Raw genomic sequence first — 14,264 nt, forward strand, 5'->3', positions numbered from 1 at the left:
GTGCAGCGCCGCCCGGCCGCCGTCCCGGTGGCCCCGGCCCACAAGGTCCCCGCCCGGCCCGCCCCCCGCTGCCAGTCCAAGCGCACCCGCACCACCGTGATCAGCCGGGCGGCCGTGATGGCCTCGCTCAGCCCCGCCGCGTCGGCCCGGCGGCTGCACGGCGCCGAGCACGCTGCCCCGTACGACACCCATGTGCTGGACGGCGGTATCACTCTCGCCGCCAGCCTCACCGCCCTGCCGCTGGACCTCGGCGCCGACCTGCCCGACCCCACCGCCGAGAGCGGCCGCGGACTCTTCCTGATCCGGGCGCTGGCCGACCACGTCCAGTTCCGCAGCCATCCGCGGCGCGGCACCGTCCTCACCTTCGACAAGGTCCTCAAGTGGCAGGACGGCGCCCTGCTGCGCGCCGCCTCCTGATCCCGGCACCGGGCACCCCGGCTGCGATCTTGCCCCGTTGTGCCGTCGCTGGCACGATCGGCGCCCATGGGAGCGCTTCCGTACGACGCCGTGCTGTGCGACCTCGACGGGGTGCTGCGGCTGTGGGACGACCACATGACCGGACTCGACCGGGCCCACGGGCTGCCGGCCGGGACCCTGGCAGGGGGCGCCTTCCGCCCCGAGCGGCTGCAGCCGGCCATCACCGGCCGCGTCACCGACCAGCAGTGGCGGGCGGCCGTCGCCGAGGACCTCGCCGGTGTCTGCGGTTCGGCGGACCGGGCGCGCGCCCTCTGCGCCGCCTGGGCGCAGCAGACCGGCCGGGTGGACCACGAGGTGCTGACGCTGCTCACCGCCGTACGGCGGCGGGTGCCGGTGGTCCTGGTCACCAACGCCACCACCCGGCTGGAGTCGGACCTGGCGGCGCTGGGCCTCACCGGGGCCCTGGACGCGGTGGTCAACAGCGCCAGGATCGGCGTGGCCAAACCCGATCCCGAGGTCTTCCGGATCGCGGCCCGGCGGGCGGGGGTCCCCGTGCGGCGCTGCCTCTTCGTCGACGACACCGAGTCCAACACCGCGGCGGCCCGCGCCCTCGGCATGGCCGTACTGCACTACCGGCGGGCCGACGGTCTGCGGGCGGCCCTCGCGCCGCTGACCGCCGCCCCCGCAGCGGGCCTGTGACCGGCCCGGGGCCGTGAGCCGGGCCGTCAGCCGCGGTCCGGCCAGGACTCCAGCGGGGTGCACCAGGGCAGGCCGTCCACCGGGCGGTCGGTGCAGAAACGGGCCAGCACCTCGGTGAACTCCCCCATCCGCTCCAGATGGACCAGATGGTCGGCCTCCCGCACGGTGGTGAAGCGGGCGCCGGGCAGGCAGGCGGCCACCTCGCGGCCCATCCGCGGGGTGGTGAGGATGTCGTGCTCCCCCGTGACGACCAGCACCGGCAGCCCGGACAGCGGCTCCGGGCGGTACCACTCGTGGTTCACCAGACGGATGTTGTGCTCCAGCCACATGGCGAGCTGGGCCGGGGTCTGCGCCACGAACTGCCGGTACAGGAAACGGGCCATCGCCGCCTGCTTGCGCACCGGCGTCTGGCCGGGCGGGGCCACGAACCAGGCGGCCAGCTCCCGGGCGAGGTCGTCCACCCGGCCGGCCTCCAGCATCCGGGACCAGCGGGGCACGCTGTCGCCGTAGTGGTCCCGCGGTTCGACCCTGGTCATGCCCGCCAGCACCAGACGCCGTACCCGCTCCGGGTAGTGCTGGGCGACGCGCAGGCCCACCGCGCCACCGAAGCACGCCCCGACCAGGTTGACCTCGGCCGTCCCCAGCTCGTCGAGCAGATGCCGGACGGCGGCGGCCAGGAAGTCCAGGCCGTAGCGGGCGGGCAGGAAGTCGGCGGAGCCGTACCCGGGCAGGTCGACGGTGACCACCGTGCACAGGGGGGTGAGCCAGCGTTCGTGGCGCACCCAGGAGTTGCGGTCCTGGGCCGACCCGCCGAGCAGCAGGACCGGAGCCGTCACCGGATCGTCCTGCCGGACGACGCGGCAGGTGTAGCCGAAGCCGCCGAAGGACAGCTTCCGCTCCTCGGCACAGCCGGTCTGCACCGCGGTCGGCACGGCACGGGCGGTTACGACGGACAAGGCGGGCTCCCCGGTTCGCGGTCGGACGCCGAATCCACCATCCGTAGCACCGCCCGCCGCCGGCTCGGGTCCGCCACCCCTGCCGGGGGGTGCCGTGTCACCCGTCCGCCGGAGAACGGGGTTGACTCTCACGTCGCGTGAGGACGCAGCCTCGTACCAGGACGAAGGGAGGGCCCATGGGCTACTCGGTGGGGCAGGTCGCCCGGCTGGCCAAGGTGACCGTACGCACCCTGCACCACTACGACGAGGTGGGGCTGCTGTCGCCCGGCGAGCGCACACCGTCCGGCTACCGCCGGTACGACGACGCCGACCTGGACCGGCTGCAGCAGATCCTCTTCTACCGCCGGCTGGGCTTCTCCCTCGACGACATCGCGTCCGTCCTGGACGACCCGGACACCGGCCCGAGCGAGCACCTGCGCCGCCAGCACCGGCTGCTCACCGAGCAGATCACCCGGCTCCAGGAGATGGCCGCGGCAGTGGAGAGAGCGATGGAGGCACGGAAGATGGGGATCAACCTCAGCCCCGAGGAGAAGTTCGAGATCTTCGGGGAGGACTACTCGGAGGACTACGAGGCGGAGGCCGAGCAGCGCTGGGGCGACAGCGAGGCCTGGCGGCAGTCCCAGCAGCGCACCGCCCGGTACGGCAAGGAGGACTGGGTCCGCATCAAGGAGGAGGCCGACGACCTCAACCGGCGGCTCGCCGAGGCGATGGCGGCCGGACACGCCCGGACAGCGAGGAGGCCATGGCGCTGGCGGAGGAGCACCGGCGGTCCATCACGGACTCCTTCTACGACTGCTCCTACGCCATCCACCGGGGGCTCGCCGGGATGTACGTGGCCGACCCGCGGTTCACCGGGACCTATGAGAAGGTGCGGCCCGGCCTGGCGCAGTGGCTGCACGACGCCATGATCGCCAACGCCGACCGGGCGGAGGGCTGAGCGCGGCGGGCGGGGGAGCCTACTCCCCCGCCCGCCGGACGCTCAGACCGCCAGACCGCGCATCCACTCCTCGACCTGGTCGGCACGGCGCGGGAGGCCCGCCGACAGATTGCGGTTGCCGTCCGCGGTGACCAGGATGTCGTCCTCGATCCGGACGCCGATGCCGCGGTACTCCTCGGGCACCGTCAGATCGTCGGCCTGGAAGTAGAGTCCGGGCTCGACGGTCAGCACCATGCCGGGCTCCAGCACCGCGTCCACATAGGTCTCGGTCCGGGCGTGGGCGCAGTCGTGGACGTCCAGGCCCAGCATGTGACCGGTCCCGTGCAGCGTCCAGCGGCGCTGCAGACCCAGCTCCAGCACCTTCTCCACGTCCATCTCCAGCAGGCCCCACGCCACCAGGCGCTCGGCGAGCACCCGCTGTGCGGCCTCGTGGAAGTCGCGGTAGCGGGCACCCGGGCGCACCGCCGCGATCCCGGCCTCCTGGGCGTCGTAGACCGCGTCGTAGATCCGCCGCTGCAGCGCGTCGAAGGTGCCGTTGATCGGCAGGGTGCGGGTGACGTCGGCGGTGTACAGGGTGTGGGTCTCCACGCCCGCGTCCAGCAGCAGCAGCTCACCCGGCCGCACCTGCCCGTCGTTGCGGACCCAGTGCAGGGTGGTGGCGTGCGGGCCGGCGGCGCAGATGGAGCCGTAGCCGACGTCGTTGCCCTCCACCCGGGCGCGGCGCCAGAAGGTGCCCTCGATCCACCGCTCCGAGGAGGCGACGGCCTGCGCCAGCTCACGCACCACATCGGTGAAGCCGCGCGCCGTGGAGTCGCAGGCGGCCTGCAGCTGACCGATCTCCCAGTCGTCCTTCACCAGGCGCAGCTCGCTGAGGAAGACCTTCAGCTCCTCGTCGCGCTGCTCGGCGGCGGTGGGGGTCTCCGGGTCGGTGCGCTGCTCGGCGCGGTCGGCCTCGATGTCAACGAGCGCGGCCTCCAGGGCGGCGTCGTGGCGGCGCACGATGCGGGTCGGCGCCGGGTTGGCGGCGGCCGCGGCGGCGAGTTCCTCGGCGGCCTTGCGCACGTCGCGGCAGTCCAGGCCCAGCAGCGCGGCGGCCTCGCCGAGGCTGTGCCGGCGGCCCACCCAGAGCTCGCCCTGGCCGTCCAGCCAGAACTCGCCGTTCTCCCGGTCGGAGCGCGGCAGCAGATAGGCGGTGGCGTCGTGGCCCCCGTCCGGCCGCGGCTCCAGCACCAGGACGGCGTCCTGCGTCTGGTCGCCCGTGAGGTGGACGTACTCGCTGGAGGGGCGGAAGGAGTAGTCGTCGTCGTTGGAACGGGTCTTGAGGTTCCCCGCGGGCACGACCAGCCGCTCTCCGGGGAAGCGGGCGGAGAGGGCGGCCCGCCGCCGGGCGGCGTAGGGGGCCTGCTCGACCGGCTGCAGATCGTGCAGCTCGGTGTCGGCCCAGCCGCTCTTCATCAGCGCGGTGAGCTCCTCGGAGACCTCCGGGTAGAGGCCGTTCTTGCGTCCCTTGATCGGCTGCTCGCCCTCGTCGGGCACGGCCGACTCGGGGTTCTCCGCCGCCGCCGGGGTGCGGTCCTGGGTCACGTACGTCGCCTCCTTGCGTCGTCGGCCGCCCGGCTGCGCCTACCGGGTCTCGGACAGGCGGTCGGGCGGTCCTCCCCATGGTAGGCGGGGGCCCGATCGGGCGTTCGGCCGATCGGGCCCGGGTGCGACGGCTGCGGCGCGGGGCGCCGGTCCGGCTAGTCGAAGCGGACGGTGAGCAGGACCAGGTCGTCGACCGCCTCGCCCGCCGGGCCGTCCGTACCGGCGCCCTCGGCGCAGGCGGCCGCCAGCAGCCGGTCGCAGAGCCGGTCCGGGTCGCTGCGGACCTCGTACGGTGCCTCCGCTGCGATCGCCCGCAGCCTGGCCTGACCCGCCTCCAGACCGGGCCCGCAGCGCCGGGCCAGACCCTCGGTGTACAGCACCAGTGCGTCGCCGGGGCGGGCCGTCAGCTCCACCCCCGGCGCCTCCCAGCAGCTGAGCATGCCCAGCGGCGCCGACAGCGAGGTCTCCACGAAGGCCGCGCCCCGGTCGCCGACCAGCAGCGGCGGGCAGTGCCCGGCCCCGGCCAGGGTGATCCGGCGCTCGGCGGGTTCGGCGTAGGCGTAGAGGGCGGTCGCCGAACGGGCCGGTTCGGTGGTCTTCAGCAGCAGCTCCAGGTCGCCGAGCACCGCCACCGGGTCCTCACCCTCCAGCACCGCGTAGGCCCGCAGCGCGGACCGCAGCCGGCCCATCGCGGTGGCGGCGCCGGTGCCGCCGCCGCCGACGCTGCCCACGGTGAGGGCGAGGGCCCCCTCCGGCAGGGCCAGGGCGTCGTACCAGTCGCTGCCCGCGGAGCGGTCCAGGTCGGCGGGGACGCAGCGGGCCGCCAGCCGCATCCCGGGAACCCGCGGCAGCCGGTCGGGCAGCAGGCCGTGGCGCAGCGCCTCACAGCCGGCGTGCAACCGCTCGCGCTCCAGTTCCTTGGCGATCAGGGGGGCGGCGAAGGAGCAGTAGAGGCGGGTCAGGTGCTGCTGCCGCTCGGAGGGTTCGGCGGGGTCGTCGAAGAACCAGACGGCGGCGCCCAGCGGCCCGTCCTCCGCGGTGGCCAGCGGCAGCGCGCAGGAGGCGCCGATGCCCAGCTGGGCGGCGACGGCCCGGTAGCGGGGGTCGAGGCCGGGTCCGGCGGCCACGTCGGGGTGGATCAGCTGGGCGGGCCGGTCGTCGCGGGCCAGCAGGCCGGCGTAGGGGCCGGTGTCGCGGGGGACGGTCTCCAGCGCCCCGCGGCAGGAGCGGTCCAGGCCGAGACCGGTGGCGTCGCCGTGCGAGGCGTCCAGCACCAGCATGCCGCGGCGGGCGCCGAGCAGCGCCGCGCCGGCGTCCAGGACGGCGCCGAGGGTGGCGTCCAGGCCGCGTACCGCGGCCAGGTGCTCGGTGTGCTCGTGCAGGCCGGCGAAGTCGGCCAGCCAGGAGGTGGGTCCGTCCTGGGCCGCGGTGAGCTGCTCCACCGGGGCGCACGGTGACGGCAGGCCGACCGCTGTGCCGAGTCCGGTCCCCAACTCCGCACCGGGGCCGTCCTGGTAGGGGATGGCGTGCTCGGGAGAGCCGGTGGGCGGCCTGCCGATACCGGTGGGGGAGGGACGCGTTTCGGTCATGCCATCCGCCCTTTCGGAGGCTGCCCGGACGGGCGGGTGAACCCCCACGAGATGCCACAAGGCAAGGAATGACCTCACTTCTACACAGACCGGTCGGGTGTGTCCAGAACTGCGGCCCTGCCGGATCGCTGGTGTCCCGCACAGGAAAACTCGGCCGAAAAGCATCCCTTTGATTGATCGTTCAAGCTGCCTTGGGTGCGCCTGCGGCTCCCCGCATCGCCCGAGGCCCAGGCGAAGAGAGGGGAGGCGGCGCGGAGCCGGGACGGAAGTGGCGGCGGACGCCCAGGGGGGCGGATCCGGCCACCGGAACCGGCGTTCGCGCCCTTCTGCTCCGAACCGTCGGCGTGGGAGATGCGATATCGGAGAGACGAATCGGAGGCGCCGGGGCGGCGCCGGTGGACGACGAGGGGCGGTGGGGCGGTTGGACATCGGGCGACACCACCGCAGGACTGCTCTCCGTCCGACCACGGACCGTACGATGGAGGTGCGCCCGGACGGCCGGGACCCGTTCACACCCGTACGGTGGAACCACCCCCCCGCCGTACGGCGTCACTCCGGACACCGGGGTACACCGGGCACCACGACACGGATCCCCGTCCCGGAGACGCACCACCCCGTCGTACGGACACAGCAGATCCCGCACCACCCCTGCTGCACGGAGAACCGACGAGCTTCCCCCGTACGGCAGGCGGCGAAACCCCCGCGGGGGGCCCGGAGTGCAAACGCCACCATCCGCCACCCCCCGCCACGTACCGGAACCAGCGTCCGCCGTGGTGCTCTTGCTGTGGCGCGCAGGAGACCGCCCCGCTTGTCACTGCCCGATCCTTCAACGGTCACGGAAAGGAACGAGCGCTCATGCGCGAGATCCTCGGAAGGCGACGGAGGAACAGATCAGCACTGCTGTCCGCGGCACTGACCTGCGCGGAGCAGTGGCGATGGCCCGTGGTGCCCGGTGCGGGGGTGCAGCCGCGCCCGTTCCGAGACCGCTTCGGCGACCGGGGCGAGGAGCGGGAGCGCGGCGGTGAGCGCCGTCGTCCGGCCCGCGCCTGCGTCTGCCCCAGGGGCGACTGCCCCGTGCCCGGCGCCCACCCCTACGACCCGCCGCTGCTGGCGGCCACCACTGATCCCCGGATGGTGCACTGGTGGTGGACCCAGCGGCCGGACGCCCCGATCGTCGCCGCCACCGGCGGCGCCGTCGCGGCGGTCAGCCTGCCGGCCGCCGCGGGGGCCAGGGTGCTGGACTACTTCGACGCGCTGCGGGTGCGCACCGGCCCGGTGGTCGCCACGCCGCGCCGCCATGTGCTGCTGGTCCGCCCGTACAGCTTCGACGAGTTGGGCGACCTGCTGGCCCAGCAGGACTGGGTGCCGACCTCGCTGCGCTACCACGGCCCGGCGGGCTATGTGGTGCTGCCGCCGTCGCGCACCGGAAGCGGCGGGGTGCGCTGGGAACGTCCGCCGGCGGCGGACCCGGCGTCGCCCGGCGGGGCGCCCTGGCTGCCGGGGGTGGCGGATCTGCTGGGTGCGCTGGTCGCGGCGAGTGTCGCGACGCCCGACGGCAGTCGGCTGGCGTACTGACGCGGCAGGCCGTACGGCCGGGAATCGCCCGCCCCGGGACGGCGGGGCCCGGAACGGCACGGGCCGGAACATGAAGCGCCCGGCCGCTGGCGACGGGGGATGCACCAGCGACCGGGCTGTTTAAACGGTAACAAGGATCGCTCGATCCGCAAATTCCCTCGAGCGAACTCGACCTGCACATTCCGGTCGAACGACAGAAATGTGACACGACTCACGCGATTCGTGATCGTGCACTGTCTTTCCGCGTCTGAGCGGCCTCCGGATCACCCCAGGGTGATCTGCCGGTTCACCAGTCCCGCCCGCACCCGGCGCTCCTCCGGGGTGAGCGGGGCCGGCGCCTCCAGCACCCCCGCCAGCCGCTCCGCGAACGCCGCCGCCGGCTTCTCGCAGTCCGCCGCCGACATCTCCCGCGGCAGGTCCCACACCGGGACCGTCAGCCCGTGCGCCCGGAAGGAGCCCACCAGCCGGGTGGACTCGCCGAGTGAGGCCTCACCGGCCGCCGACAGCCGGGCCAGCGCGTCCAGCAGCGCCTCCTCCGGATGGGTCATCACCCAGCGCAGGTGGTTCTTCTCCGGTGTGCCGCACCAGTAGGCCGACTCCACGCCCTGCAGCCGCTCGGTGGGGATCACCGCGGCGTTGGCCCGCTCCAGCGAGGCCGCCACCTCGCCGGTCGCCGACTCGGCGTCCTCCAGCCAGAACTCGAAGCCGCTGTGCACCGTGGGCTCCAGCGGCGCGGAGAGGTCCAGCAGGTCCTGGAGCCGGGGCCCGCCCGGCGCCGGACGGCGCGGCGGCACAGGGTTGCCCGGCTCGGCGGCCAGCGCCTGCTCCAGGGCGTCCGCCAGGTCACGGCTGACGTCACCGGAGGCGGACTGGGTCTGCAGGCCGAGCAGGATCGAACCGTCCGCACGGCGCAGCGCGGGCCAGGCCATCGGCAGCACCGTGGCCAGCGTCACCGACGGTGCGCCGCCGTCGGCGGCCACCTCCTTGCGGAGCGTCAGCGGAGCGGTGGCGGACGGCACCAGCTCGCGCAGCGCGACCCAGTCGGCCTCCCCCGGCAGCCCCTCGAACGGACGCTGCACCAGCTGCTGCACGGCGTGCGCGGCCTCCCGGCCGTGACACGCCTTGTAGCGGCGGCCGGACCCGCAGGGGCAGGGCTCGCGGGCACCGACCACCGGGATCGATCCGGGGTCGGCCGCGGTCCCCCCGGCGGCGGCGGAGGTGGCGGGCTTGCGCTGGGATGCCTTGGTGGCGGCCTTCTTGGCCATGGTGCGGGTCTCCCCAATGCGGTGACGCGTTCGGCGATGCTTTCCGCCGCGAAGCGTAGCCGGGCGGGCGCTGCCCCAGGCTGCTTCGGCGTGTCCGCCGAGGAGGTGACGGAGCGTCGATCCGGTCAGGCGCTCTCGGCGCCCGGCCGGTCCAGCGCCGCCGCCACCGGCCGTACGGCGGGGCCGCCCAGACCGGAACGCCGGGCATGGCGGGCCCGTACGGGAAGGACCGCCCAGACCGTGACCTCGCCCGGGGCGTCCCGCACCCCCCAGTCCGCGGCCAGCCGGCCGACGATGCTCAGCCCGCGGCCGCCGTGCGAGGTCAGGGAGGGCCGGGCGCTGCGGGGCCGGGTCGCGGCGCCGCCGTCGGTGACCTCCAGGGTCAGCAGGCCGTCCTCGTGGACCTGCCAGCCCACCAGGACACCCCCGTCGTCGTCCGCGGCCGGGGACTGCCCCGGGCGCCGCGGTCCGGCGGCGTGCCGCGAGTCCAGCTCGGGCAGCGGCGCCAGCGGTCTGGCGTGCCGGCAGGCATTGCTGAGCAGTTCCGAAAGGATCAGTACCGCGTCGTCCACCACCGTGTCGGGGACCTCGCGGTCGCACAGTTCCCGTCGCAGGCGCCTTCGCGCCGCACCGACGCTCGCCGGTCCATGGGGCAGTGCCATGGTCGAGGAAGTCGGCACTTCGCGCGCCATCACCAAAGCCACCCCCGAGACCTCCCTCTACCGCATGCCTCCGCATGCCGAGGAGTGAATGCCCGCCCGGAATGGGCCGGAAACAGGATGTGAGCGATCGCCTCAAGTCGGAAGAAGGCATACAAGGCGGTAATGACAAGCAGTAGGGTAATAATTACCGGCCGTCGCGAAAGCGGAGCAGAATAATCCGCGCCACCGTCCGGACCCCCGCCGCCTCAGCGTCCCAGCTGGTCCAGCACCTCTCGGGGCCGGTTGGTGATCACGGTGTCCACCCCGAGCCGCAGGCACAGCTCGACGTCCGCCGGGTCGTCCACCGTCCACACGTGCACCCGGTGGCCCGCCCGGTGCAGCCGGGCCACGAAGCCCGGGTTGGCGCGCACCAGCTCGATCCCCGGACCGGCGATCCCCACGCCCTGCGGCAGTGAACCGTCCCGGAACCGCAGCGGCAGCCGCTCCATCAGGAAGACCGTGGGGATGCTGGGCGCCGCCTGCCGCACCCGCCGCAGCGACAGCTGGGAGAAGCTCATGATCCGCACCGGGCTAGTACCCGGGCCCAGCAGCCCGAAGCGGTGCAGCACCCGCAGCAGCTCGGCCTCGACCCGGCCCGCGTACCTGGTGGGGTGCTTGGTCTCGATGGCCAGCTCCACCGGCCGCCCGGCGTCCGCCACCAGCTCCAGCAGCCGCTCCAGGGTGAGCACCGAGGTCCGCTCCGGATCCGGCACCCGCCACGCGCCCGGCCCGCTGCCGATCACCGACAGCTCCGGGGCCCGGTCCGGCGCCTCCGGCTCCTCCGGCGGCAGCGAACCGTCCTTCCACGAGCCGAAGTCCAGTTCGGCCAGCTGCGCCAGCTCCAGCGTGGAGACCACACCGCGGCCGTTGGAGGTGCGGTCCACCCGGCGGTCGTGCACACAGACCAGATGCCCGTCCGCGGTCAGCCGCACATCGCACTCCAGCGCGTCCGCGCCCTCCTCGATCGCCCTGCGGTACGCGGCCAGGGTGTGCTCCGGCACGGCGTCCGACGAGCCCCGGTGGGCGACCACACGGGTCGTGGTCCGGCTGGGTACGGCAAGCGGCCGCAACGCGGCGCCAGGTGTCGCTGTCCTCACGCGGACCACCCTACGGTCGCCGCCGCCGGCGCCCGGCCGCGCGCGGGGGACGTCCGGGTGAACGTTGCGCTACGACCCGGCCGCCGCATTCTGTCCGCTGGCCGCGCCCTCCGCGCCCGGGGCGCCCGCGGGCACGTCCACGCCGGCGCCGCGCGCGGTCAGCGGGACCAGCGCCCAGGTGGCCAGCGCGGCCACCAGGAAGGCGAAGAGCGACGCGGACGTCCACTGCTGCGGGGTAAAGTGCACCCAGCCGTGCACCCGGTCCCAGAAGTCCGACCACCAGCCGCCGATGTCCGACGGCGCCAGGAACTGGTACGCAGCGAAGCCCAGCAGCCACGGCAGCAGCATCAGCGGACGCGCCGGGGCGGCCTCCGACAGGTCCCAGCCGCCCCGCCTGCCCCGGCCCAGGTAGTAGTCCACCGCCAGTACGGCGAGCAGCGGGACGAAGACCGAACCGATCAGCCCCAGGAAGCCGTAGTACCAGCTGCCGAACTCCTTCACCGGCAGGGCGAGCGCCGTCACCAGCACCCCGATCCCGACGGTCAGCAGCCGCCGGTCCACCCTGGGGAAGAGGTTGTGCACGGACATCGCAGTGGAGTACACGTTCGCGAAGGACTGATCGACCTCCCGGACCACCAGCACGGCGAAGAAGGCCCAGCCCGCGGTCACCCCGAGGAAGGTGTCGAAGATGCGGCCGCTGTCGCCGCCCGCCTCCAGCAGCGCCATCAGTCCCAGCACGTAGCACCACACCTGCGCCACGGTGTAGCCCGAGAAGGTCCCGCGGAAGGCCGCCCCCGGGGTGCGCGAGTGCCGGGTGTAGTCGGCGGCCAGCGGCACGAACGAGATCGACACCGCCAGCACGTAGTCGGTGGCGCCCAGGAAGCCGTGCCAGTGGCCGGCGCCCGGGTTCGGCACGCCGTGCCGGGCGAGCTGCACCGTGAAGTACACCATCGCCAGACCGACCGCCACCGCCACATAGCGCCGCAGCAGCCCGATCGCGCCCAGCGGCCGGATGGTCAGCGTCGTGGTCACCGCCCCGGCCAGCACCACGTACAGCCAGTGCCAGCCCCGGCCGTGGGTCATCGCCTCCGCGCCCATCGCGATCACCGTGAGCTCGTACACGCCCCAGCCCACGCACTGCACGATGTTCAGCACCGTCGGCACATACGACAGCCGGGTGCCGAAGAGCCCCCGCAGCACCGCCATCGCCGGCGCCCCCGTGCGGGCGCCGATCACCGCGGCCACCGCCAGCATCGCGGTACCCACCACGGTGCCCACCACGATCGCGGTCACCGAGGCGGCGAACGACAGCTCCTGCCCGCCGGTGCCCAGCACCGTCGCCGCGCTGCTGAAACCGATGAGGCTGATGCCCAGGTTGGCCCAGAACGCCGCCTGGTCTCGGAAGCCCAGCGGCCGCGGCGGGGCGGTGTCCAGCACCAGAGGCGCCTCGCCGCCCGCAGCCTGGGGCTGGGCGTCCACGGACGGGGACATGGGTGAAGCCGTCACGGCCACTACTCCCTACGCCGGCATTACCCGGTCAGGTTCCGGCGGTCGGCACCCCCTCGGCCCGCTACCGCGGCCGAACGGCACCCTCTCAGCCTGGTCTGGGTCCAAGCTCCCGCGTGTCAGTTCGAGGAGTCATCCTAGGTGCAGGGGGTCTCCCCGCCAAGGCCGGGGCCCACCTGCGAGCATCAGTACCGCCTAAGGAACCCATCATCCGCACGGGTGTGCTGCTTACGGCGCTCCGACGGGCTATGGGAAATGCTGAGCACCAAGGTCCTGTCATCCATGGAGGTCGTCCGTGAGCACCGAGCACGAGAGTGGGTTCACCGGGCCGCAGGGGGCGCAGCCCACCGGCGGCCATGACGCGGTGGGCCCGGCTCCCGACCGCACGGCGCAGCAGCCCGCCATGCCGTCGGACGGTGCGCTGTCCGACGCCCCCGCCGGCGGGCCGTACCAGGCGGCGCCGCAGCAGCCGGGCGCCTACCCGCCGCCGCCCGCACACAGCGCCCCCTTCGGCGCCGACGCCGCCGGGGACGCGGCCGACCGCGCCTCCTGGCCGCCGCCCAGCGGCCACCCGTTCGGAGCGGGGCAGCCCGTCGGCGGCTGGGGAACCCCCGGCGGCTCGACCACCGACCCGCAGTACCCCCGCCGCAAGCGGGGCGGCCTGACGGCCCTGGTGGCGGCCGTGGCCATCGTCGCGGGCGCCATCGGCGGCGGCATCGGCGCCTGGGCCAACAGCGACTCCGGCTCCGGCTCCTCCGCCGGCAGCACCACGGTCTCCTCCACGGTGGACCGGGCCGCCCTCAACCGCGCGCCCACCTCTGTCGCCGGCATCGCCGCCAAGGCCCTGCCCAGCACGGTCACCATCAAGGCCGAGGGCTCCCAGGAGTCCGGCACCGGCACCGGCTTCGTCTACGACACCCAGGGTCACATCCTCACCAACAACCACGTGGTCGCCCCGGCGGCCGACGGCGGCAAGCTCACCGTCAAGTTCTCCGACGGCTCCAGCTACTCCGCCTCCGTGGTGGGCCGCGCCGAGGGCTACGACGTGGCCGTGGTCAAGCTCGACAACCCGCCCAAGAACAAGCTCAGCCCGCTGCCGCTGGGCGACTCCGACAAGGTCGCGGTCGGCGACGCCACCATCGCCATCGGAGCCCCCTTCGGCCTGGAGGGCACCGTCACCACCGGCATCGTCAGCGCCAAGGACCGCCCCGTCGCCTCCGGCGACTCCACCGGCGCCCAGGCCTCCTACATGAACGCGCTGCAGACCGACGCGTCCATCAACCCCGGCAACTCGGGCGGCCCGCTGCTCAACGCCGGCGGACAGGTCATCGGCATCAACTCCGCCATCCAGTCCACCAGCGGCGGGGGCGGCAGCAGCCCCTTCGGCCAGACCGAGCAGGCCGGCAGCATCGGCCTCGGCTTCGCCATCCCGATCAACCAGGCCAAGTGGGTCGCCGACACCCTGATCAAGACCGGCCGCCCCGTCTACGCCATCCTCGGGGTGCTCCGCAACGACAACTACACCGGCGACGGCGCCCAGATCATGCCGTCCGACGTCCAGGGCACCCCGGCCGTCACGGCGGGCGGACCGGCCGACAAGGCGGGCCTCAAGCCGGGCGACGTGATCACCAAGCTGGACGGCGTGCCGATCGACAGCGGACCGACCCTGGTCAGCGAGATCTGGTCGCACCGCCCCGGCGAGAAGGTCCAGATCGTCTTCACCCGCAGCGGCGAGACCCACACCACCACGGTGACCCTCGGCGAGCGGGTGGGCGACAGCCAGTAGCCCGCCCCGATCTCCGCACCCCACCCCCTCCGACCCGTTAGGCTGACCTCCGCCAGGAGGGCTGCCCGAGTGGCCTAAGGGAACAGTCTTGAAAACTGTCGTGCCGGGAAACCGTCACCGTGGGTTCGAATCCCACGCCCTCCGCAGGATGT

The 14,264-nt window shown here is 73.9% G+C and carries 11 protein-coding genes, 1 tRNA gene and 1 pseudogene; 6 read left to right on the forward strand and 7 right to left on the reverse strand.

Annotated elements, in window-relative coordinates; all coding sequences use genetic code 11:
• Both AOK09_RS41870 and AOK09_RS08260 read left to right on the forward strand, forming a co-directional pair.
• Positions 1–417 (forward strand): ATP-binding protein (locus AOK09_RS41870; RefSeq protein ID WP_407675370.1); only part of this gene is annotated, 417 nt, incomplete at its 5' end.
• A gap of 66 nt (positions 418–483) precedes the next feature.
• On the forward strand, positions 484–1,116 hold the full coding sequence (locus AOK09_RS08260; protein ID WP_055586468.1) for an HAD family hydrolase: 633 nt from the start codon (positions 484–486) through the stop codon (positions 1,114–1,116).
• A gap of 26 nt (positions 1,117–1,142) precedes the next feature.
• Here the strand turns inward: AOK09_RS08260 and AOK09_RS08265 are convergent, their stop codons facing one another.
• Positions 1,143–2,072, reverse strand: a complete 930-nt coding sequence (locus AOK09_RS08265) for an alpha/beta fold hydrolase (protein WP_055586469.1) — start codon at positions 2,070–2,072, stop codon at positions 1,143–1,145.
• A gap of 176 nt (positions 2,073–2,248) precedes the next feature.
• Between AOK09_RS08265 and AOK09_RS08270 the strand changes: the two are divergent.
• A pseudogene (locus AOK09_RS08270) lies at positions 2,249–3,009 on the forward strand (MerR family transcriptional regulator).
• 42 nt (positions 3,010–3,051) lie between these two features.
• Here the strand turns inward: AOK09_RS08270 and AOK09_RS08275 are convergent.
• Together AOK09_RS08275 and AOK09_RS08280 are read right to left on the reverse strand one after the other, a co-directional pair.
• Complete coding sequence (locus AOK09_RS08275) at positions 3,052–4,593, reverse strand: aminopeptidase P family protein (protein WP_055586470.1); 1,542 nt, start codon at positions 4,591–4,593, stop codon at positions 3,052–3,054.
• 155 nt (positions 4,594–4,748) lie between these two features.
• Positions 4,749–6,182, reverse strand: coding sequence for a PP2C family protein-serine/threonine phosphatase (locus AOK09_RS08280; protein ID WP_245687180.1), 1,434 nt, complete (start codon positions 6,180–6,182; stop codon positions 4,749–4,751).
• Positions 6,183–7,037: 855 nt separating this feature from the next.
• On the opposite strand from AOK09_RS08280, the gene AOK09_RS08285 reads away from it, so the two are divergent.
• Positions 7,038–7,757, forward strand: coding sequence for a bifunctional DNA primase/polymerase (locus AOK09_RS08285; RefSeq protein WP_055586471.1), 720 nt, complete (start codon positions 7,038–7,040; stop codon positions 7,755–7,757).
• 263 nt (positions 7,758–8,020) lie between these two features.
• Here the strand turns inward: AOK09_RS08285 and AOK09_RS08290 are convergent, their stop codons facing one another.
• The 4 genes from AOK09_RS08290 to AOK09_RS08305 all read right to left on the reverse strand — a co-directional run bounded on the left by AOK09_RS08290 (position 8,021) and on the right by AOK09_RS08305 (position 12,326).
• On the reverse strand, positions 8,021–9,022 hold the full coding sequence (locus AOK09_RS08290) for a DUF5926 family protein (protein WP_055586472.1): 1,002 nt from the start codon (positions 9,020–9,022) through the stop codon (positions 8,021–8,023).
• 125 nt (positions 9,023–9,147) lie between these two features.
• A complete protein-coding gene (locus AOK09_RS08295; RefSeq protein WP_079062853.1) occupies positions 9,148–9,714 on the reverse strand; it encodes an ATP-binding protein in 567 nt (188 codons plus the stop codon).
• A 215-nt stretch (positions 9,715–9,929) separates the two neighbouring features.
• The gene (locus AOK09_RS08300) at positions 9,930–10,793 is read right to left on the reverse strand and encodes a glycerophosphodiester phosphodiesterase (RefSeq protein ID WP_055586473.1); all 864 of its coding nucleotides are present in this window, start codon (positions 10,791–10,793) and stop codon (positions 9,930–9,932) included.
• Positions 10,794–10,889: 96 nt separating this feature from the next.
• On the reverse strand, positions 10,890–12,326 hold the full coding sequence (locus AOK09_RS08305) for a purine-cytosine permease family protein (RefSeq protein WP_079062854.1): 1,437 nt from the start codon (positions 12,324–12,326) through the stop codon (positions 10,890–10,892).
• A gap of 295 nt (positions 12,327–12,621) precedes the next feature.
• Here AOK09_RS08305 and AOK09_RS08310 point away from each other — a divergent pair, with 295 nt between their 5' ends.
• On the forward strand, positions 12,622–14,112 hold the full coding sequence (locus AOK09_RS08310) for a S1C family serine protease (RefSeq protein WP_055586474.1): 1,491 nt from the start codon (positions 12,622–12,624) through the stop codon (positions 14,110–14,112).
• Positions 14,113–14,167: 55 nt separating this feature from the next.
• A tRNA-Ser gene (locus AOK09_RS08315) sits at positions 14,168–14,256 on the forward strand.
• Positions 14,257–14,264: the final 8 nt, after the last annotated feature.

The sequence above is a fragment of the Peterkaempfera griseoplana genome (assembly GCF_001418575.1).
Classification (GTDB): Bacteria; Actinomycetota; Actinomycetes; order Streptomycetales; family Streptomycetaceae; genus Peterkaempfera; species Peterkaempfera griseoplana.